Here is a 20,784-nt window from a genome sequence, read left to right as displayed (position 1 = left end):
GGTGTTATTCCTGACTTTTCCTGTAGAAACGCTGTTCTTCAGGTTGGTACCACTCGTGAAGGGTCGAGGGGGTACGGGCATACCACCCCAGCAGTTGTTGCATGCTCGGTGTTTGCGAGCGGCAGAAGTCTTCGCCGAGCGCTCGGCAATAATCGAACTGCGGTTTGAAATAGCTGCGTGTGAAGGTCAGCGTCAGGCACCGTCGTGGTTGGTCGGTACGATTGACACCGGCGGCATGCCAGATGCGTGAATCGAACAAGTAGATAGAACCAGCACTGCCCAAGGCCTTGCGGGCCTGCTCCTCGAACACCTGAGGCTCGGGTTTGTCCGGTGCCGCGTGCGAACCCGGCAGGAACAGGGTCGCACCGTTGTCGACAGTGAAGTCGTCGAGCAGCACCAGCGCCTGGGCCATCTGCATGGACTCGGCTGACCAGGAACGTACGTCACGGTGCACATTACGCACATAGGCGTCGGTGCTGCTCAGGTTGTTCAGGCCGCCAAACGAATTGAGAATCGCGGCACCGCCGAGCATGTGCCGCAGAATGTCGACGATCCCCCATTCGGCGAATCGATCGAGCAATTCAACGAAACTGGAGTCCTGCGTCAGGATATGGTGCGCGGTCTGTTCGGTTCGCTGGGTAATACCATTTTCCAGTTGCACCTGACGGCAACGGTCTATGGCGCGCCCCAGGTCTTCGCGCAGTTGGCCGAGCAGCGGATCCGCAATCAGGGAGGGCAGGCAGACGTAGCCGTTCGCTTGCAGCGCTAGCAACACCGGGTTCATAGGTTGTCTCCCCGCGCGGCTTGCCAGGCGCGGTACTCTTCGGCGCTCACGCCCAGCATGATGCGGTCCCAACGCTGGCCCTTGCGGTAGTACCACTGGCGCTGCACACCCTCGATGACCCAAGGGGTCTTGCGCGTGTAGGTCGCCAGGGACGCCGCGTTGTACTCAATGATGGTGGTCGAGAGGCGGCTCAAGCCCAGTTCGTCGAAGGCATAGCGCATCACCGTGGCAATCACGTCGGTGCCATGACCCTGGCCGCGCAGGGAGGAGTCGCCAATCATCATGCCGTGTTCGGCTGTGCGGTTTTTCCAGTCGATGCTGACCAGGTTCGCCGTACCGATCAGGCCATGGCCTTGGACCTCGATACCGAATCGCTGGTTGAGCGAGTCGCTCTTGAGACCCAATAGCCACTCCCTTTGCGCTTCCCGCGAGGTGGGGAAATGCCATCCGCCCAGCAGGCTCCAGAGGGCCTCATCGTTGGACCATTGATGCAGCAGCGGCAAGTCCTCAAGCTCCAGTGCCCTGAGCAGGATGCGTTGACCTTGAATGCTCATGATTTTCCCGTGTTCTGAAGGATGACGTCGGCGAGACGATTCATGTCATCGACGTTGTATCGCTGGTCGATCGGCAGCGGCAGCAAGCATTGTGCCCAGTCCCTTTCGATGGGCGGCACAGTTGGATTGTCCAGCACTTCACGCCAGTAGCTGGGCACATAGATATGTTGGTCCAGCAGTTGAGCGCGTAATCGGGTGGCCGTCTCGGCGGACTTGACCAGCAGCGGGTAACACAATGCGGCAACGGGCTGCACCGGCCAGATGGCGAAGCGGTTGAGGTGGTCCAGGCGTCGGCGCAGGTGCGCCAGGTTGTCTATCCTGCGCCTGGCGACTTCGTGGTAATCAATACTGTCGAGCAGGCGCGCAGTGCTGGTGGCCATCGCCTTGACGCCATCGTTCTCCAGCGCCTGCTCCAATGCCTGGAACGTCGCATAGTGATGTTGCGGGGAGTCTTCAAGGCGCCCCAGCAGCGCGCCGAAACGCGCCTGGGAACGGCTGCTCTGCGCTTGCGGCAGGCCAGCAGGGGGATTGGCCAACCAGCCACCATCAGCAACGCCGACGAACTTGCGCGGGGAGTAAAGGGTTGCAATCGCGGACTGCGGCTGGGAAAACAGCGCCTGGGAATTGTCGACGATCAATTGCTGGCCGTAGCGAACAGCAAGCACCTCGCTGATGTAGTCGGCTTTGAGTCCGAAATAATTGACGAACAGCAAAGCCTCATCGGCTTGCAGGGCTGGGAGATCCGCCAGCTCGAGCCGCTCGGTCAGCGCATATCGCAACACTTCTATGTCGGATCCGCGCAGCACGTCCTGCATGACATCGCAGATGTAGATAGGCAGATGAACCCGGCGCAGGTTGCGCGCCAACACCAGCGCCTTGAAGGCTGAGCGGGCCGAGTTGAAGGCAACGGCCTGCGGGTAAGGATGGTGCCCCTTGCGCAGCTCCAGTTCGAAATAACCGCCGATGGCTTCAGGCACGGACAATCTCTCCTCGTTTTGCCCACGCCCCCACGACCTGCGCGTCGTTGTACATCAAGGCGTCGAGAATCGACAGGCCGGGCACGAAGGGCTGTTCAGCATCCCCCTGTCGGTAGTCGGGCAAGGTGGCCTTGAGCAACTCCAGGCTGATACCGGCCTGTTGGAATGCCTCGGCCTGGTAAAGATGAGCGCCGTTGAAGGGGTTGAGGTAGCGGGTGCCAGCGCAAGCCTGGACCACATCGAGTACCCGGTCCTGGGCTCGGCTGTCAGTGCAAATCGACAGATCGCTGGAACGGATGATCGGCGTTTGCAACCCGATCAGGGAACAGCAGGCCCGCAGTATCCGTTCGTTGAGCTCAGCGATGCTCGAAGCAGGCTCGACCAGCAGTGCCTCAAGCCACGCAAGCACGCGCGGCGCGTGGGGCGCACGGCGATAGGCGAAGCTCAGCTTGTTAAGGATATCGCCAGGGTCGAACGTCTCGGCAATACGTTTTTCCATGATCTGATCAGTGTGACTACCCTTGGTCAGTGACACCCGGAACCACTTCGGCTCCTGTCCCAGCAGATAGCGGTTGCGTTCAATCCAGCCGTTCTTGATGAACTGCACATTGTCGTAGATGACAAAACAGTCGACAGCAGCGATCAGCTGAAAATAACCCAGATAGGGCAGCAAGTAAGGTTGCATGAGTGCAATGCGGCGCTGCTGGTCAGTTGCCGGGGCGCACACCTTCGAGGTGAGGGCCTGGCTCATGCCGCCCGAGCCTTGAGCAGTACCTCGATGATCCGCGTCTGGGTCTGCGGATCGAGATCCGGATAGATCGGCAGGCACAGTACCTCGCGAGACACTTTGTAGGCATTCCCCAAATGAGAGAGATCCGAACTGGGCAGGCCGCGGTACATCGGAAACTCGCATATCAGCGGGTAGAAATACCGGCGCACGAGAATGTTTTCAGCACGGTAGCGGTCATACAGCTCGTCCCGGCTCACGCCGAAGCGCTCACCGTCGACCAGGATCGGACAATAGGCATAATTCCAGTCCAGCCCCTGCGGTTGCTCCAGGAGACTGATACCAGGTATGCCTTCCAGCGCGCTCTGATAATACTCAAACACCTTTTGTCGACGGCTGAGAGCCTCATCGATATAGCGCAACTGCAGCACACCAAAGGCGGCCTGCAACTCGTTCATCTTCCCGTTGATGCCGGGAGCCATGACCGTGACTTCATCGGCAAAACCGAAATTCTTCAGGTAATCGATACGCTGCTTGATCTTTTCGTCACGGCAGATGATGGCGCCGCCTTCGAAAGTATTGAAGACCTTGGTGGCGTGGAAGCTGAGGATCGACAGGTCGCCGTTGTTGAGGATGCTTTCGCCGTTGTGTCGGACCCCGAAGGCATGTGCGGCGTCATAGATAACCTTGAGTCCATAGGTGTCGGCGACGTCCTGGATGCCCTCGACATCACAGGGAATGCCATAGCAATGGACCGGAAGAATCGCCGAAGTCGCCGGGGTGATGGCTTCGGCGATACGTCGCGGATCGAGGTTCTTGGTGACTGGATCGATATCCACGAACACCGGTTTGAGATTATTCCACAGCAGCGAGTGAGAGGTAGCCACGAACGAATAGGGCGTAGTGATGACTTCACCCGTGATGCGTAGGGCCTGGAGCGCCGTCACCAATGCCAGGGTACCGTTGGAAAACAGCGAAAGATGCTGGACGCCGAGGTACTCGGCCAACTCCTTTTCCAGTTGTTCGTGGAAAGGGCCGCCGTTGGTCAGGCGCTTACTGTCCCAGATTCGCTGCAGGTAAGGCGTGAACTCTTCCAGAGGAGGTAGCAGCGGGCTGGTAACGGTAATGGAATCGGCCATGGGTACACTACTCGGGTGACTGAAAAATGGCACACGACTCGGGAATCCCTCAGACGCGGCGTTGCATCACGGTCTATATCGGCGGGCTGCAACGCCATGAAACCGACAGCTGACTCTTGATGTGCGGGTACTCCAGCAAAAAATCGGCCAACTCCTTGCGAGCCCGATAATCGGCGTCACCTCAGCTCACGCACTGGGTTCTTTGCCGACTTCGTATTCGCGCAACTTATTGGCAATGGTCGTATGGGAAACCCCCAGCCGCTTGCCCAGTTGCCGGCTGCTGGGGTGCTCGGAGTACAAGCGCTCCAGCACCGCTTTCTCGAAGCGCCCGACAATGTCGTCCAGGCCACCCTCAAGGGAAAAATCGCCAAGGGGTTGGCGCACGCCGTAGTCCGGCAGGCGGATATGCTCGGCCTTCACCGTCCCGCCATCGCACAGGGAAACCGCCTGGAACAGCACGTTTTCCAGTTGCCGGACATTGCCCGGCCAGTGGTAGTGACTGAGACGGTCCATCGCCGCCGGGGCCAGCTTGGGCAAGGCGCAGCCGATCTGGCGGCTGGCCTGGTCGAGGAAATGCTCAACCAGCGGCGCCAGGCCATCGAGGCATTCGCGCAGCGGTGGGATGTGCAAGGAAAGCACGTTCAAGCGGTGGTACAGATCCTGGCGGAATTCGCCCCGGGCGCAGAGTTCGGACAAATCGACCTGGGTGGCGCAGATCACCCTGACGTCCAGGTACACCTCTTCATCGCTGCCGACACGCCGGAAGCAACCGTCCTGCAAAAAGCGCAGCAGTTTCACTTGCAGGCGCGGGCTCATTTCCCCGACCCCGTCGAGGAACAGCGTACCCCCGGCAGTCAGTTCCAGCAGGCCGAGCTTGCCTTCGGCCCGGGCGCCTTCGAAGGCTCCGGGGCCGTAGCCGAACAGCTCGGTCTCGGCCATGGACTCGGGCAGCCCGGCACAGTTGAGCGCCATCAATGGCGATTGCCCGCGCGGGCTCGCCAGGTGACAGGCGCGGGCCAGCAGCTCCTTGCCAGTGCCGGTTTCACCCTCTATCAATAGCGGCGCGTCCAGCGGTGCCATGCGCCGGGCCTCACGGACCACCGCCGCCATGACCTTCGAACTCTGGAAAATACTGTCGAAGCCACGCAGCTCCTGTTTGCGCACGTTATAGATACGTTCGCCCACCCGGTCGGCCCGGTGCAGCGTCAGCACCGCACCGGCCATGGCTTCGCTGTCGTCGTGCTCCGATTGCAGTGGCGCGATGTCGGCCAGGAACACATCGCCCTTGACCTTGACCCGCAGGCCGTTGATGCGCGACTGGTTGGCCCGCACCAGTTCCGGCAAGTCGAAATCCTCGGCATAGCGGGACAGGGGAATCCCCGGCACCTCGTCCACTCGCACCCCGAGCAACTGCGCCGCCGCCCGGTTGGCCGCAACGATGGAGCCGCCCATGTCGATGGACAGCACCGGGAATTCCAAGGCGCCGAGCAAGGCGTTGAGCTCCATGTGCCGACGCTCGCTGGGCATCAGCCCTACACGCTTGACGCCAAATACCCCGGCAATGCCTTCGAATTTCGGACGCAGCGCCTGGAACTGGATGTTGATCAGGTTTGGGCAGTGCAGGTAGATCGCATTGCCATGCTCGCCACCCACCTCCCCCCGGGCGACGTTGATGCCGTACTCCACCAGCAGGTTGAGGATGTCCCGCAGGATGCCGATGCGGTTCTGGCAATGGACTTTGATGCGCATGAAGAGGCCCGGGTGCGTATGAGATAGAAAGGCGCGCCATTCAAATCCCCCTGTGGCGAGGGAGCTTGCTCCCGCTGGGCTGCGCGGCAGCCCCAAAAAACAGGGCCGCTTCGCGTCCCAGCGGGAGCAAGCTCCCTCGCCACAAAGGTTTTCTGCGCGACAACGCAAATAGTCGTCAAGATTATGTGACAGATGTAGGCCGATTCCCACCTGAAAAACCCGACAACACCGCAGCACCGACCAATTCGTAACGAAAACTTTACAAATTAACCCTTTCTTCACCCAAGCCCTCTTAGCCAGGCCGATGCGTATCCCCCTGCTTCGAGTTATCTCTAATACATCGCTGGACATAACAACAAACACATCTTCCCCCAGAGGGAAATCAGCAGGAGAGCAGCATGAAGCAGACGCAGTACGTGGCCCGCGAGCCCGATGCGCAAGGTTTTATCCACTACACCGCCGAAGAACATGCGGTGTGGAACACGCTGATCACCCGCCAGCTGAAAGTCATCGAAGGCCGTGCGTGCCAGGAATACCTGGACGGCATCGACAAGCTTGGCCTGCCCCACGACCGTATCCCGCAACTGGATGAAATCAACAAGGTGCTGGGCGCGACCACGGGCTGGCAAGTCGCCCGGGTGCCGGCACTGATCCCCTTCCAGACCTTCTTCGAATTGCTCGCCAGCAAGCAGTTTCCAGTGGCGACCTTCATTCGTACCCGCGAAGAGCTGGATTATCTGCAAGAGCCGGACATTTTCCACGAGATCTTCGGCCACTGCCCGCTGCTGACCAACCCCTGGTTTGCCGAATTCACCCACACCTACGGCAAGCTCGGCCTACAGGCGTCCAAGGAAGAACGCGTCTACCTGGCGCGCCTGTACTGGATGACCATTGAGTTCGGCCTGGTGCAGACCCCGCAGGGCCGGCGCATCTACGGTGGCGGCATCCTGTCCTCGCCCAAGGAAACCGTGTACTGCCTGTCCGACGAGCCTGAGCATCAGGCCTTCGATCCACTGGAAGCCATGCGCACGCCGTATCGCATCGACATCCTGCAACCGGTGTATTTCGTGTTGCCCGAGCTCAAGCGCCTGTTCGACCTGGCCCACGAAGACATCATGGGCATGGTCAAGCGCGGTCGGGAACTGGGCCTGCACACGCCGAAATTCCCACCGAAGGCTGCGTGAACCGCGTCTTTTAATCTCAATTGAGTCTGTTGCACGACGCGGCTTTGCTTTAGCGTGGGTGCATCGACGTTTTCAAATATTCGATCCGGGAACACACCATGAACACTCTGAACCAAGCCCATTGCGAAGCCTGCCGCGCCGATGCCCCACAAGTCAGTGACGAAGAACTGCCGGTGCTGATCAAGCAGATCCCCGACTGGAACATCGAAGTGCGCGACGGCGTGATGCAACTGGAAAAAGTTTTCCTGTTCAAGAACTTCAAGCACGCCCTGGCGTTCACCAACGCCGTCGGTGAAATTTCCGAGGCCGAAGGCCACCACCCTGGCCTGCTCACCGAATGGGGCAAAGTCACCGTGACCTGGTGGAGCCACTCCATCAAGGGCCTGCACCGCAACGATTTCATCATGGCCGCCCGCACCGATGACGTGGCCAAGACCGCCGAGGGCCGCAAGTAATGCATTTCGACGCCATCGGCCGGGTACCCGGCGACCCGATCCTGGGCCTGATGGAGGCCTACGGGGCGGACGCCAACCCGAGCAAGTTCGACCTGGGCGTGGGCGTCTACAAGGATGCCCAGGGCCTGACGCCGATTCTTCAGTCAGTGAAACAGGCTGAACAACGGCTAGTGGATCGCCAGACCACCAAGACCTACATCGGCGGCCATGGCGACGCTGCGTTCGGCCAATTGATCAACGCGCTGGTGCTGGGCACCGACTCACCACTGATCAGCGCCAAACGTGCCGGCGCCACCCAGACACCAGGCGGCACCGGTGCGCTGCGCCTGAGTGCCGACTTCATCGCCCAATGTTTGCCGGGCCGTGGCGTGTGGCTGAGCAACCCGACCTGGCCGATCCACGAGACCATCTTCGCCGCGGCCGGGGTCAAGGTCAGTCACTACCCTTACGTGGGCGCCGATAACCGCCTGGATTTCGAAGCAATGCTGGCGGCCCTGAACCAGGCGCCCAAAGGTGATGTGGTGCTGCTGCACGCCTGTTGCCACAACCCCACCGGGTTCGACCTGTCCCATGAGCAATGGCACCAGGTGTTGGAGGTGGTGCGCGACCGCGACCTGCTGCCACTGATCGACTTCGCCTACCAGGGCTTCGGCGATGGGTTGGAACAGGACGCCTGGGCGGTCCGGCTGTTTGCCCAGACCCTGCCGGAAGTGCTGGTCACCAGTTCCTGCTCGAAGAACTTCGGCCTCTACCGCGATCGTACGGGTGCGTTGATCGTCTGTGCCCGGGATGCCGAGAAGCTGGTGGACATCCGCAGCCAACTGGCAAACATCGCCCGCAACCTGTGGTCGACACCGCCGGACCATGGTGCGGCCGTGGTGGCGACCATTCTCGGCAACCCGGAACTCAAGAGCCTGTGGGCCGATGAAGTCCAGGCCATGCGCCTGCGCATCGCGCAATTGCGCAGCGGCTTGCTGGAGGCCCTCGAACCCCATGGCTTGCGCGAGCGCTTCGCCCATATCGGCGTGCAACGCGGGATGTTTTCCTACACCGGCCTGACGCCGGAACAGGTCAAGCACCTGCGCGAGCGCCACAGTGTCTACATGGTCGGCACCGGCCGGGCCAACGTGGCCGGCATCGACGCCACGCGCCTGGACCTGCTGGCCGAGGCTATTGCTGACGCGTGTAAATAACGCCACCGTCGGCCGTTGATTTTGTGGCGGGGGAGCTTGCTCCTACAGGCCTGTCCACTCGCTGACAAATTCGGCGGTTTCCACCTTCGGCGCCGTGCGCGCTTCTTTCTGCGGCGTGCCCAGGTAGAGGAAACCGATCACCTCTTCCCCGTCCTCAAGGCCAAGCCCCCTGGCCACATGCGGCGAGTACGCCAGTTCACCGGTGCGCCACACGCCGCCAACCCCTTGGGCATACGCCGCCAACAAGATGCCATGGGCCGCGCAGCCGGCCGCCAACAGTTGCTCGGATTTGGGGATTTTGAAATGGTCCTGCAGACGGGCGATCACCACCACGACCAGGGGCGCGCGCAATGGGCCGTTGAGGGCCTTTTCCACGACGGCTTCCGGTACCAGCGGGTCATTGAACCGCGCTGCTTCGGCCAGCAGTTCGCCCATGCGATTGCGCGCCTGCCCTTCGACCGTCAGAAAACGCCATGGCCGCAACTGGCCGTGATCCGGTGCCCGCATGGCCGCGGCGAACATGAGTTCGCGCTGTTCCGGCGTGGGGGCCGGCTCCATCAGGCGCGGGACGGAAACACGGTTGAGCAAAGCGTCGAGAGCCTGCATCGGCCACCTCCTGAAAAAATGTCCGGCTATTCTAGTGGCTGTGCGGCGAGTTCGTTAGCGCAAATTCCGCGGCCAGCTGCCCACTCCGCGCCGGGTGCCGGTTTACAGGGCGCTTGTCGCGGGTAGAATGGCGCCCTTCCTTTTTCAGCCTGAGCGGACTTCATGGCGTTGCCGACCCTGCGGATCATTGGTTTCATCATCGGCATCTTCCTGATCACCCTGGCGATCTTCATGGTCGTGCCCATGGCCACCCTGATGGTCTTCGAGCGCACCGGCGACCTGCCGTCGTTCCTCTGGTCGAGCATGATCACCTTCCTCGCCGGCCTGGCCCTGGTGCTGCCCGGGCGCCCGGAACACATCCACCTGCGCCCGCGCGACATGTACTTGCTGACCGTCAGCAGTTGGCTGGTGGTGTGTATCTTTGCCGCGCTGCCGTTCCTGCTGACCCAGAAGATCAGCTACACCGACTCGTTTTTCGAAAGCATGTCGGGCATCACCGCCACCGGTGCCACCGTCCTGAGCGGCCTGGACACCATGTCCCCGGGCATCCTGATGTGGCGCTCGCTGCTGCACTGGCTCGGCGGTATCGGCTTCATCGGCATGGCGGTGGCGATCCTGCCCTTGCTACGCATCGGTGGCATGCGGCTGTTCCAGACCGAATCGTCGGACCGCTCGGAAAAAGTCATGCCCCGCTCCCACATGGTGGCGCGGCTGATCGTGGCGTCCTACGTGGGCATCACCATTCTCGGCACCCTGGCGCTCTGGTGGGCCGGGATGAGCCTGTTCGATGCCATCAACCATGCAATGTCGGCGATCTCCACCGGCGGTTTTTCCACCTCGGACCTGTCCCTGGCCAAATGGACCCAGCCGGCGGTGCACTGGGTCGTCATTGTCATCATGATCCTCGGCAGCCTGCCATTTGCCCTGTACGTCTCGATGTTGCGGGGCAATCGTCGGGCGCTGATCAAGGACCAGCAGGTCCAGGGGCTCATCGGCGTGTTGCTGGTGACCTGGCTGGTGCTCGGCACCTGGTATTGGGCGACCACCGACCTGCATTGGCTGGACGCGCTGCGGCACGTGGCGCTGAACGTGACGTCCATCGTCACCACCACCGGTTTCGCCCTCGGCGACTACAGCCTGTGGGGCAATTTTTCGCTGATGCTGTTTTTCTACCTGGGGTTCGTCGGCGGTTGTTCAGGCTCGACGGCCGGCGGGATCAAGATCTTCCGCTTCCAGGTCGCCTACATCCTGCTGCGGGCCAACCTTAATCAACTGATCCACCCCCGCGCGGTGATCAAGCAGAAATACAACGGTCATCGCCTCGACGAAGAAATCGTCCGCTCGATCCTTACGTTCTCGTTCTTCTTCGCCATCACCATCTGCGTGATCGCCCTGCTGCTGTCGTTGCTGGGCGTGGAATGGATGACGGCGCTGACCGGCGCGGCCAGCACCGTGTCCGGCGTCGGCCCGGGGCTGGGGGAAACCATCGGGCCGGCTGGCAACTTCGCACCGCTGCCGGACGCGGCCAAGTGGATTCTGTCAGGAGGCATGCTGCTGGGCCGACTGGAGATCATCACGGTGTTCGTGCTGTGTATCCCGGCGTTCTGGCGTCACTGACCGCTTCAGGCTGACTCGCCAACCGTGCCCGGTATTCGCCAGGCGTGGTGTCGAACCAGCGACGGAAGGCCCGGAAAAAATTGCTCGGGTCGGCAAACCCCAGCAAATAGGCGATTTCCAGCAGCGTCATGCCCGGCTGCGCCAGGTACTGCTCGGCCAGTTCGCGACGGGTGTCTTCGAGCAGGCTCTGGAAACTCGTGCCTTCCTCCTGTAAACGCCGCTGCAAGGTGCGCTGTGACAGGTGCAGCGTCTGCGCCACCACGTCTCGCTTGGGCTCGCCCTGGGGCAACAGTCGGCACAACACTTGTCGCGCCTTGTGGGTCACGCGGCTTTCCGAAAAGCGCGCGAGATACTCCCCGGCAAACCGGTCATGCAACTGCGCCATGGCTTCGTTGGCCGTCGGCAGCGGCGCCTCCATGTCGGCCCGTTCAAAAATCAGTGCGTCATAAGGTGCGCCGAACACCAACGGCGCGCAGAAAGCTCGCTGATAAGGCGCCAGGTCCAAGGGCTCGGCGCCTTGGCACAGCACTTTCACCGGGTGCAGGGCGCGCCCGGTCAGCCAACTGCATAGCGCCAACGCACAGGCCAGGGACGCTTCGGCACTTTGGCGAGTGGGGGGCAGATGGTCCCCATGCACCGTCAGGATCAGCCCGTAGCCTTCTTCCAACCGACGAAAACTCAAGTCGGCGCTTTCGGCGATGATCCGCTGGTATCGCACCAGTCGTTGAAAGCCCTCTGCCAGGGTGCGACTGGACATCAAGGCATAGCCAACCACATGGAACGAGGCCGGACGCACCACTTTGCCCATGTTCAAGCCTATGGCCGGGTTACCCGACAACTCCACCGCCCGTTGCCAGAGCCGCGTCATCGAATCCTGGGGGAAACGTGCATCCGGATCGTTCAGCGCATCAAAGTCCAGCCCCAGTTTCTGGAACAGCACCCGACAATCCAGGCCGTCCATTTCCAACGCTTTGACAATCCCCATCGCCCAGCTTGAAGAAGTCGTTCGTTCGCTCATGACGTTTTACTTGCATGACGAGCCGCAGGGTACGGCTGGATTTGCGAAGGATACTAAAGTGGCGCCCATTGTCACTGGCTGTTGCAAGTGATCGCTCTAGACTCAAAGTAAGCCGCTGAACGCATTGATCGCCAGAACAATAACCACAGAGAGCGCAGTCGTGGAAAACGCTAAACGATTCAATACGTTCGCCGAGTTCTACCCGTATTACCTCGGCGAGCACAGCAACAGCACCTGCCGCCGATTGCATTTCATCGGCACCTCCCTGGTCATCCTGGTGTTCGTCATGGCCCTCGTCGTGGGTAGCGGGTGGCTGTGGCTCGCACTGCCCGTGGCCGGCTACGGCTTTGCCTGGGTCGGGCACTTCTTCTTCGAAAAAAACCGTCCCGCCACCTTCCAGCATCCGTTCTACAGCCTGCTCGGCGATTTCGTCATGTACCGCGACATGCTGCTGGGCAAGGTGGCGTTCTAGCCAAAGGATTGCCTATGAACACTCATGCACGCTTTACCCACATGCGGGACGGCACCCAGGAAGACTGGGCGATCATCGCAGCCGATTTCAGCGCCTATGCCCGGCAACTGCCGGGCCGGATCCTGGCCCATTTGAAACTGCTGGACGGCGACTTCGGCGGGTTCCCGGTGGACCGCCTGACCCACTCCCTGCAAACCGCCACCCGCGCCTACCGTGACGGACGGGACGACGAATACGTGGTCTGCGCCCTGCTCCACGACATCGGCGACACCCTCGGCTCGTATAACCACCCGGACATCGCCGCGGCGATCCTCAAGCCCTTCGTCAGCGCCGAAAACCTGTGGATGGTGGAAAAACACGGGATTTTCCAGGGCTATTACTTCTTCCATCACCTGGGCATGGACCGGCACCTGCGCGAGCAGTTTTTCGAACATCCGCAGTACCAGGCGACGGTCGACTTTTGTGCGAAATATGACGCGGCGGCGTTCGACCCCGAGTACGACACGCTGCCGTTGAGTTTCTTCGAGCCGATGCTGGAAAGGGTGTTTGCTGCGCCGAAGCAGTCGATCTACAAGGCGGCGATGGCTGACGCACCGGCCTTGTAGGAGCTGACGAGTGCAACGAGGCTGCGATCTTTTGATCTTTCGCTTGAGACTCAAGCGTCAGGGGAAAGATCGCAGCCTCGTTGCACTCGTCAGCTCCTACGGGCTCAAGCAGGTTCGGCGACTTTCAGTGCTTTCAACTGCGCCTCCCGCGCCTGGGCCTCCGCCAACCGATACAACTCGATCGACCCGTCCCAGTGCTCGATCAGCGCCGTGCAGGATTCGACCCAATCGCCACAATTGAGGTATTCCACCTCGCCCACCATGCGCATCTCGGCATGGTGGATATGCCCACAGACCACACCATGCAGTTCGCGCTTCACACACTCGTGGGCGATGGCTTCTTCGAAATCGCTGATGAAGCTGACGGCGGTCTTGACCTTGTGCTTGAGGTACGCCGACAACGACCAGTAGCCGTAGCCGTAACGGGCTCGCCAATGGTTGAGCCAGCGGTTCAGCGTGAGGGTGAACTCGTAGGCCGAATCCCCAAGGAACGCCAGCCAACGGTGGTACCGGGTGATGACATCGAACTGGTCGCCATGAATCACCAACAGATGCCGCCCATCGGCCGTGACGTGTACCGCTTCGTCCACCAACTGGATATTGCCCAGGATCAGCTTCGAATAACGCCGCAGGAATTCGTCATGATTGCCGGTGACGTAGATCACTTCGGTGCCGCGCTTGCTCATCGTCAGCAAGCGGCGAATGACGTTGGTGTGGGCCTGGGGCCAATACATGCCACCGCGCAGTTTCCAACCGTCGATGATGTCCCCCACCAGGTAGACCTTGTCGGCGTGGTAGCCCTTGAGGAACTGCGACAGGTGCTCGGCCTGGCAATCCCGGGTCCCCAGATGCACATCGGAAATCCACAGGGTGCGAACACGCTGTTTGCGGCTGGGTTTGGCGAGCTCGGCGCTGGTCATTGGGCAACCCTCTGATCGTTTTTGCCACTGTGCACGCCAGCGGTTAATGGCCCATGACAAACACAAGTCCATTGCGTGACAGCGCCGGGCGTTGCGCCCTCGGTGTATGCTGGCGGCCAGACACGGGAGACCGCGATGAGACCGATCCTCACGCTACGCCACTACAGCCACGACTTGATCGCCCACAGCCATGACCATGCCCAACTGGTGTTCGGGCTGTCTGGCGCGCTGGATTTCGAGGTCGAAGGGCATGGCAGCCAGGTGGTGCAACAAAGCTTCGTGGTGGTACCGGCCGGCGCGCATCACGGCTGCGGCAGCCCCCACGGCAGCCGTTGCCTGGTGTTGGATGTGCCCAGTGATGACTGGCTCGGGCAATGCCTGGGGGATCACGCCGACGCCAGCCGCCGCTTGCTCGACGATACCGCTCGCCTGCCCCTGGATGCGGGGCAAAGCCAGTTGGTCAGTTGGCTGGCGGGCAGCCCGGTGGACGATCCGGTGATCGCCCAGCAAGGCGCGGTGCTGCTGCTGGCGAGTCTCAATAACGCTCGCCAGGCAACCCTCGGCGGCCGGCGCCTGCCCTACGCCGCACTCAACGCCCACATCGACCAGAACGCCGCCTATCCGCTGCAAGTGGCGGACCTGGCGCGAGTCGCCGGCCTCTCCAGCGCCCGCCTGCACGCGCGCTTCGTCGCCGAGTGCGGGCAAACCCCGATGGATTACATCCGCAGCCGCCGCCTGCACAAGGCCGTGGCGTTGTTGCGTGAGTCGCAGCTGCCCATCGGTGAGATCGCCCACCGCGTCGGCTACAGCTCCCAAAGTGCCTTCGCCGCAGCGGTGCTGCGCGAATTCGGCGTCTCTCCGGGCACGCTGCGGCGTCAACGCTAGATTCGCGCTAAAAATCGCTAGGATTGCGACAGACGCCAGCCCCTCCCCAACGCTTAAATGCCCTGTAGGAGCAGTAGGAGCTGTGTAGGAGCTGTGTAGGAGCTGACGAGTGAAACGAGGCTGCGATCTTTTGATCTTTTGATCTTTTGATCTTTCGCTTGCGATTCAAGTGTCTGGGGAAAGATCGCAGCCTCGTTGCACTCGTCAGCTCCTACAGTCAACTCCTACAGTCAGCTCCTACAGGGGATTGATGTTTGTCCGTCGGTTTTGGCTTATCTGTTAAAAGGATTGAAATGACACCTCGTACCGCCCTCGGCGCCCTGCACATCGGCGCCCTCATGTTTGGCCTGACCGGTGTATTCGGCAAACTCGCCACAGCCTCGCCAACGGTCATTGTGTTTGGTCGCGCCGTCTTCGCCGTGCTCGCCCTGGCCATGTTTGCCCGGTTCGCCAGCAACAGTCGCTGGCAGAAGCTGCGGGCCCAGGATGGCCGGCGATTGCTGCTCGGGGGGTTGTTGCTGACCGGACACTGGGTGAGTTTTTTCATCGCCGTGAAGGTTGCCGGCGTGGCGGTCGCCACGCTGGGGTTCACCAGTTTTCCGGCCTTCACGGTGTTGCTTGAAGGGCTGATCTTCCGCGAACGGATTCGCGCCAATGAAATCTGGTTGGTGGTGTTGGTGAGCGTCGGCCTGGTGTTGGTCACGCCGAACTTCGACTTGGCCAGCGGTGCCACCACTGGCCTGCTGTGGGCCGTGGCCTCGGGGTTGCTCTTCTCCCTGCTGTCCTTGACCAATCGTGCCGGTTCGGCGCACGTCCCGCCGGTGCAGGCCGCGCTGTGCCAGAACGTGGTGGTCGGGTTGTGCCTGCTGCCGATGGCCGCGCCACAATTGAGCGACGTTCGCCCCATCGACTGGTTGTGGATCGGCTTGCTCGGCGTGTTCTGCACCGGCCTGGCCCACAGCCTGTTCGTCGCCAGCCTGGCGGTGATCAAGGCCCGCACGGCGGCGGTGGTGTTCGCCATGGAGCCGGTCTATGGCATCGCCATGGCCTGGTGGCTGTTCGATGAGAACCCGACCCTGCGCATGCTGTTGGGCGGTGTGGTGATCATCGCGGCCATTGTGATCTCAAGCCAACTGGGCGGTTCGAAGAAACCGGAGGTTGGCGCCCAAGCGGCGTCTCACTGAACCCGATCGTTGTGGCCCAGGTCCCGCTCCGGATCGATCCGGTCGCGGACCCGCTGCTTGAGAACCTTGGCTTCGGGAAAACCGCCATCGGCCTTGCGCTCCCAGATCTGCACATCGTCGCAAGTGATGTGGAACACGCCACCGGTGCCCGGCACCAGGGACACTTTGCCCAAGTCGTCGCCGAAGGTGCTGAGCAGTTCCTGGGCCAGCCAGGCAGCGCGCAACAGCCATTGGCACTGGGTGCAATACGTGATGACGACTTCCGGTTTACGTTCGGTCATTGCGGGTGGACTCCTGGGTTCGAAGGCGTCGTTATAATACCCGCCTTTGACGCCCGCCCCGAGATTGACGATGCGCCGCCTCCTACCCCTCCTGCTTCTGTTGCTGTTGCCCCTGCTCGGCCATGCCAACGAGCCCGCCGTCGAAGCGCCACGCCCGAAAATCGGCCTGGTGCTGTCCGGCGGTGCCGCACGGGGGCTGGCCCACATCGGCGTGCTCAAGGCCCTGGAAGAGCAAGGCATCAAGATCGATGCCATCGCCGGTACCAGCATGGGCGCGGTGATCGGCGGGCTGTATGCCTCGGGCTACAAGATCGACGAACTGGAAAAACTCGCCCTGGGCATCGACTGGCAACAGGCTCTGTCCGATGCGCCGCCGCGCAAGGACGTACCATTCCGACGCAAGCAGGATGACCGGGACTTCCTGGTCAAACAGAAACTGAGCTTTCGTGACGATGGCAGTCTCGGCCTGCCCTTGGGGGTCATCCAGGGCCAGAACCTGGCCCTGCTGCTCGAAAGCCTGCTGGCCCACGCCAGCGATACACGGGACTTCGACAAACTGCCGATCCCGTTTCGCGCAGTCGCCACTGACATCGCCACGGGCGAAAAAGTCGTGTTCCGCAAAGGTCATCTGCCCAAGGTCATTCGCGCCAGCATGTCGATCCCGGCGGTATTCGCCCCGGTGGAACTGGACGGCCGGCTGCTGGTGGACGGCGGCATGTCCGACAACATCCCGCTGGATGTGGCCCGGGAAATGGGGGTGGACGTGGCCATCGTGGTCGACATCGGCACGCCCCTGCGCAACCGCAAGCAACTGGTCACGGTGGTCGACGTGCTGAACCAATCGACCACCCTGATGACCCGGCGCAACTCTGAAGAGCAACTGGCAACGCTGAAGAAAGACGACGTGCTGATCCAGCCAGCGCTGGCGAGCTTCGGCTCCACCGATTTCGGCCGGGCCCAGGAGATAATCGACGCCGGTTACCGTGCAACGCGGATACTCGAGGCACGCTTGGCTCCTCTACGCCCGTCCGAGGCGCCCGACGCCGAGCTCATGGCCGCGCGCACCCCAAGCGAGCGCACGCCGGTCATCACCGCCATTCGTGTGGAGAACGACTCGAAAGTCGGCGATGACGTGATCCGCTATTACGTTCGCCAGAAGATCGGTGAGCCGCTGGACCTGGGTCGCCTGCAGACCGACATGGGCACGCTGTACGGCCTGGATTACTTCGAACAGGTGCAATACCGCGTAGTCCGCAAGGGCCCGGATCACACGCTGGTGATCAGCGCCCGGGGAAGACGCACCGGCACCGACTACCTGCGGCTGGGGTTGAGCCTGTCGGACGACATGCGCGGCGACAGCGCTTTCAACCTGGGGGCCAGCTACCGGGTCAACGGTATCAATCGCCTCGGTGCCGAATGGCTGACCCGGGCGCAGATCGGCGACAAGCAGGAGCTGTACAGCGAGTTCTACCAGCCATTGGATGTCGGTTCACGCTACTTCATCGCCCCCTACGGGCAATTCGAATCCCGCAACGTGGAGTCCATCCTGGACAACGATCCGGTGGCCCAGTATCGCGTCGAGCGCTATGGCTTCGGGCTGAACGTGGGCCGCCAGATCGGCAACAACGGCGAAATCCGCTTCGGTGTCGGCCAGGCCTGGGGCAAGGCGGATGTGCGCATCGGCGATCACGACCAGCCCAGCGAAAACTTCAATGAAGGTTTCTATGAGCTGAAGTACTCCTTCGATTCCTTCGACAACGTGTATTTCCCCCACGAAGGTGAAGACATCGGCCTGACCTGGCGCCAATACGAACCAGGGCTGGGTTCCGACCAGCGTTACCGCCAGTGGGAGTTCAAGCTGGACAAAGCCCTGAGCAGCGGCCCGGACACCTTCATTCTGGGTGGGCGCTACGGTCGAACACTGGACACGGCTGAAGTCGTGACGTCCAGCTTTGTGCTCGGTGGCGCGCGGCAACTGTCGGGCTTTCGCGAAGACGGGGTCTCCGGGCAGAACATCAGCCTGATGCGCGCTGTGTATTACCGCCGCCTCACACCGCGAACCTACCTGCCGTTGGACTTCCCGCTGTACATCGGCGGCTCACTGGAACGCGGCCGGGCCTGGAACAATGACAACGAATTCGACAGCGGCTACATCAACGCCGCCAGTATCTTCCTCGGCTTCGATACACCGCTGGGGCCACTGAATTTCAGCTATGGCTTTAACGACGATGATGAACAGGCGGTGTATCTGAACCTGGGGCAGACGTTTTGATGGGCTGGGTGTTGCCTGGGCTGGATTGATGGCCTGACAGACCGTCATCGCGAGCAAGCTCGCTCCCACAGGGGTGCCGGGGTGTTCGCGGGATGATTGTTCACCGAAGATCCCTGTGGGAGCGAGCTTGCTCGCGAAGAGGCCAGTGGACTCAACATCCATTTATAGCTTCAGCGAATCCCTGCCAGCAGCACCCGGGCGGTCTGCTTGAGCGGCTCGTCGCCCTCCTCGAGCAGTTCTTCAAGCAGGGAGACGGCGGTTTTCAGGTCTCCATCGTCGATGCAATTCTGTGCCTGTTCCAGCTTGACCGAGTGTTCCGGGGCCTGGGGCTCGAGGGACAGGGTGTCCAGGGAAACAGGTTCAAGGGCCAGTGGCTCAAGTTCCAGCGACTGTTCTTCGTCGGCAAAGCTATCGAGGAAGGCATCGTCCAGCGACTCGGTTTCCAGTGGCGCTTCCCATTGCAGGTCCGGTTCGTCAAAACCCGAGAGCGAAAAACTCTCGGCGGCATAGGGTGAAACAGCCTCTTTATCAGCAGTGTTGTCCTGGGCATCGGCGAGGTCCCAGCTGGTGTCCATGGACAGTGCATCCAGGTCCAACTCGAACTCGTCACCGGACACCGGCTCACGTTCAGGAGCAGGTGTCGGTGCCGGAGTAGATGCAAGAACCGGTACCTGAGGTTGTACCGACGCCACTGTCGGCGCGGCGATCATGGAAACCTTGGGGTAGCGCCCGCGGATCTCCTCCAACGTCCCGGCATCGATACCCTGTGCCAGTAGATGATGTTCCTGGGCCTGGAAACCGATGACATCGCCCTGCTTGCCCAGTACTTCCAGCAACTTGAGGCCCAGGTCGGTGCGTTCCGGCTCCGCCAGCAACGCGGCGCGCAACAGCCCTGCGGCCTCGGTGAATCGACCGTAGGTCAGGTAGATCCCGACGCCCTCCAGCACATCACCCAGGGGCGTGTCACCGTTATTGAACGATGCCGCGGTCTCGGACGGCTCCGTATCGGGGATTGCTGCAAAGGTTTCGTCGCCCTCCTCCAGCATCGGCTCGGGACGCCCGGCCATCGGTTCCAACTCGGCCTGCTGCTGCCGACGCCGAACGAACAGTAACAGCGCCAGCAACCCCAACAGGCCCACCAGCCCCGCCACCCATGTCCAATTGATGCCCTCTGGCTCTGCTGCCGGTTCTGTAGCGGGTTGCGCGTCCGACGCCGGTTCCGCTGCAGGAAGCGCCGGTTGCGGTTGCGTCGATGCCACAGGGGCTGGCGCTACCTCGGCCAGCCGGGCCTGCAATTCGCTGATCTGCTTGCGTTGGCCCGCGATTTCCTCGTCCTGGACCTGGAGCCGGGCCTGCAGTTGCTCGATAGTCTTCTGTTGCTGCTGGTTTTGCAGCACGCTGGCGGCCAATTGCTCATCGGACGCGGCGGGGGCCTGGCCGGCCGGCGTTGCAGCCGACGTCGGCAGCACGGCCGAATCGGGCAACAACAAGCGCTGGCCGATGGAAAGCCGGTCGCTGCCGGGGTTCAAGGCCTGGATTCCTTGCATCAACTCATTGACCGACGCGTTGCTGCCGGCGTCATGCAGGCGCTTGGCGATGATCCAGGGGTTGTCTCCCGGCACCACGGTGTAACGCTTGCCCTGCACCGCCGGGGGCGGCTTGATGGACTGCGGGGCCTCGGAAGGTTCTTCACGGACCGGCACGATACCCGGTGTGCCCGGCGGGTCGATCAGTACGGTGTATTCGCGCAGCAGGCGCCCGTTGGGCTGATTGAGCTGCACCAGGAAGTTGAGAAAGGGTTCCTCCACCGGTTTGCTGGAGGTCACCCGAATGAAGCTGCGCTCCCCGCGCAAGACCGGCGTGAAGCGCAGGTTGTTGAGAAAGAATGCCCGTTCCACACCCGCACGACTGAAATCGTCCGGGCTCGCCAGGCTGGCCGACAGATCGCCCTCGCCGATCCCGGCCACATCGACCAGGGCGATATCGGCGCGCAACGGCTGGTTCAGGGCGGAATGGAGCGTTATGTCCCCCAGCCCCAGCGCCGACGCCAAGGCCGAATACCCCAGGGCACCCACGACGACCGACACGTTGACCCAACTGCGCAACGTGGACTGCAAACTTTCAATCATGGGTATCCCTTTCGACTACCGACTGAGCGTAAA

Annotated in this window: 20 protein-coding genes; 9 read left to right on the top strand and 11 right to left on the bottom strand. The window is 61.7% G+C overall.

All coding sequences use genetic code 11. The annotated features are described in order from the left end of the window. Window positions 1–4: 4 nt before the first annotated feature. From QMK47_RS08715 to QMK47_RS08690, 6 genes are all read right to left on the bottom strand, one after another. Window positions 5–784: a phytanoyl-CoA dioxygenase family protein gene (locus QMK47_RS08715; protein WP_253472389.1), complete on the bottom strand. Its 780-nt coding sequence runs from the start codon at window positions 782–784 to the stop codon at window positions 5–7. Then, on the bottom strand, window positions 781–1,338 hold the full coding sequence (locus QMK47_RS08710; RefSeq protein ID WP_253472387.1) for a GNAT family N-acetyltransferase: 558 nt from the start codon (window positions 1,336–1,338) through the stop codon (window positions 781–783). The genes QMK47_RS08715 and QMK47_RS08710 overlap by 4 nt, the downstream gene beginning before the upstream one ends. Then, window positions 1,335–2,315 (bottom strand): hypothetical protein, encoded by a 981-nt coding sequence (locus QMK47_RS08705; protein ID WP_320390054.1) that lies wholly within the window; start codon window positions 2,313–2,315, stop codon window positions 1,335–1,337. The genes QMK47_RS08710 and QMK47_RS08705 overlap by 4 nt, the downstream gene beginning before the upstream one ends. Then, window positions 2,308–3,066 carry a WbqC family protein gene (locus QMK47_RS08700; RefSeq protein ID WP_253472383.1) on the bottom strand — a complete coding sequence of 253 codons (759 nt, stop codon included), beginning with the start codon at window positions 3,064–3,066 and terminating at the stop codon, window positions 2,308–2,310. The genes QMK47_RS08705 and QMK47_RS08700 overlap by 8 nt, the downstream gene beginning before the upstream one ends. Continuing rightward, window positions 3,063–4,181, bottom strand: coding sequence for a dTDP-4-amino-4,6-dideoxy-D-glucose aminotransferase VioA (gene vioA, locus QMK47_RS08695; RefSeq protein WP_253472381.1), 1,119 nt, complete (start codon window positions 4,179–4,181; stop codon window positions 3,063–3,065). The genes QMK47_RS08700 and vioA overlap by 4 nt, the downstream gene beginning before the upstream one ends. A 186-nt stretch (window positions 4,182–4,367) precedes the next feature. Then, window positions 4,368–5,930 carry a sigma-54-dependent transcriptional regulator gene (locus tag QMK47_RS08690; protein ID WP_214510718.1) on the bottom strand — a complete coding sequence of 521 codons (1,563 nt, stop codon included), beginning with the start codon at window positions 5,928–5,930 and terminating at the stop codon, window positions 4,368–4,370. Window positions 5,931–6,328: 398 nt separating this feature from the next. Between QMK47_RS08690 and phhA the strand changes: the two genes are divergently transcribed. The 3 genes from phhA to QMK47_RS08675 all read left to right on the top strand — a co-directional run bounded on the left by phhA (window position 6,329) and on the right by QMK47_RS08675 (window position 8,762). After that, window positions 6,329–7,114 carry a phenylalanine 4-monooxygenase gene (gene phhA / locus QMK47_RS08685; protein ID WP_018614446.1) on the top strand — a complete coding sequence of 262 codons (786 nt, stop codon included), beginning with the start codon at window positions 6,329–6,331 and terminating at the stop codon, window positions 7,112–7,114. 98 nt (window positions 7,115–7,212) lie between these two features. Beyond that, a complete protein-coding gene (locus tag QMK47_RS08680; RefSeq protein ID WP_003184087.1) occupies window positions 7,213–7,569 on the top strand; it encodes a 4a-hydroxytetrahydrobiopterin dehydratase in 357 nt (118 codons plus the stop codon). Further along, on the top strand, window positions 7,569–8,762 hold the full coding sequence (locus tag QMK47_RS08675) for an amino acid aminotransferase (protein ID WP_320390053.1): 1,194 nt from the start codon (window positions 7,569–7,571) through the stop codon (window positions 8,760–8,762). The genes QMK47_RS08680 and QMK47_RS08675 overlap by 1 nt, the downstream gene beginning before the upstream one ends. Before the next feature lie 42 nt (window positions 8,763–8,804). Here the strand turns inward: QMK47_RS08675 and QMK47_RS08670 are convergent, their stop codons facing one another. Next, window positions 8,805–9,368, bottom strand: coding sequence for an NAD(P)H nitroreductase (locus QMK47_RS08670; protein WP_320390052.1), 564 nt, complete (start codon window positions 9,366–9,368; stop codon window positions 8,805–8,807). A 162-nt stretch (window positions 9,369–9,530) separates the two neighbouring features. Here QMK47_RS08670 and QMK47_RS08665 point away from each other — a divergent pair, with 162 nt between their 5' ends. Continuing rightward, window positions 9,531–10,985, top strand: coding sequence for a TrkH family potassium uptake protein (locus QMK47_RS08665; RefSeq protein WP_253472377.1), 1,455 nt, complete (start codon window positions 9,531–9,533; stop codon window positions 10,983–10,985). Here QMK47_RS08665 and QMK47_RS08660 read toward each other — a convergent pair. After that, window positions 10,942–12,003: an AraC family transcriptional regulator gene (locus tag QMK47_RS08660; protein WP_320390051.1), complete on the bottom strand. Its 1,062-nt coding sequence runs from the start codon at window positions 12,001–12,003 to the stop codon at window positions 10,942–10,944. The two genes, QMK47_RS08665 and QMK47_RS08660, sit on opposite strands and share 44 nt — an antisense overlap. Window positions 12,004–12,163: 160 nt before the next feature. Between QMK47_RS08660 and QMK47_RS08655 the strand changes: the two genes are divergently transcribed. Together QMK47_RS08655 and QMK47_RS08650 are read left to right on the top strand one after the other, a co-directional pair. Then, window positions 12,164–12,475 (top strand): DUF962 domain-containing protein, encoded by a 312-nt coding sequence (locus QMK47_RS08655; RefSeq protein ID WP_027912759.1) that lies wholly within the window; start codon window positions 12,164–12,166, stop codon window positions 12,473–12,475. A 14-nt stretch (window positions 12,476–12,489) separates the two neighbouring features. Continuing rightward, window positions 12,490–13,080, top strand: coding sequence for an HD domain-containing protein (locus QMK47_RS08650; RefSeq protein WP_258690572.1), 591 nt, complete (start codon window positions 12,490–12,492; stop codon window positions 13,078–13,080). Between the two features lie 104 nt (window positions 13,081–13,184). Here the strand turns inward: QMK47_RS08650 and QMK47_RS08645 are convergent, their stop codons facing one another. After that, complete coding sequence (locus QMK47_RS08645) at window positions 13,185–14,000, bottom strand: UDP-2,3-diacylglucosamine diphosphatase (RefSeq protein ID WP_258690571.1); 816 nt, start codon at window positions 13,998–14,000, stop codon at window positions 13,185–13,187. Window positions 14,001–14,135: 135 nt separating this feature from the next. On the opposite strand from QMK47_RS08645, the gene QMK47_RS08640 reads away from it, so the two are divergent. Both QMK47_RS08640 and QMK47_RS08635 read left to right on the top strand, forming a co-directional pair. Continuing rightward, window positions 14,136–14,885 (top strand): helix-turn-helix transcriptional regulator, encoded by a 750-nt coding sequence (locus QMK47_RS08640; RefSeq protein WP_253472370.1) that lies wholly within the window; start codon window positions 14,136–14,138, stop codon window positions 14,883–14,885. Window positions 14,886–15,178: 293 nt separating this feature from the next. Further along, complete coding sequence (locus tag QMK47_RS08635; protein WP_320390050.1) at window positions 15,179–16,069, top strand: DMT family transporter; 891 nt, start codon at window positions 15,179–15,181, stop codon at window positions 16,067–16,069. Here the strand turns inward: QMK47_RS08635 and QMK47_RS08630 are convergent. Continuing rightward, on the bottom strand, window positions 16,063–16,350 hold the full coding sequence (locus QMK47_RS08630; RefSeq protein ID WP_253472366.1) for a SelT/SelW/SelH family protein: 288 nt from the start codon (window positions 16,348–16,350) through the stop codon (window positions 16,063–16,065). The two genes, QMK47_RS08635 and QMK47_RS08630, sit on opposite strands and share 7 nt — an antisense overlap. Before the next feature lie 70 nt (window positions 16,351–16,420). Between QMK47_RS08630 and QMK47_RS08625 the strand changes: the two genes are divergently transcribed. Then, window positions 16,421–18,622, top strand: a complete 2,202-nt coding sequence (locus QMK47_RS08625) for a patatin-like phospholipase family protein (protein WP_253472356.1) — start codon at window positions 16,421–16,423, stop codon at window positions 18,620–18,622. Window positions 18,623–18,792: 170 nt separating this feature from the next. Here the strand turns inward: QMK47_RS08625 and QMK47_RS08620 are convergent, their stop codons facing one another. Further along, entirely contained in the window at window positions 18,793–20,751 is a 1,959-nt protein-coding gene (locus QMK47_RS08620; RefSeq protein ID WP_320390049.1) for a FimV/HubP family polar landmark protein, read from the bottom strand. Window positions 20,752–20,784: the final 33 nt, after the last annotated feature.

This window comes from Pseudomonas sp. P9_35 (assembly GCF_034008205.1).
GTDB classification, from domain to species: domain Bacteria; phylum Pseudomonadota; class Gammaproteobacteria; order Pseudomonadales; family Pseudomonadaceae; genus Aquipseudomonas; species Aquipseudomonas kilonensis.
Note: the sequence above shows the minus strand (reverse complement) of the source record. Positions and strands in the feature narration are given on the sequence as shown.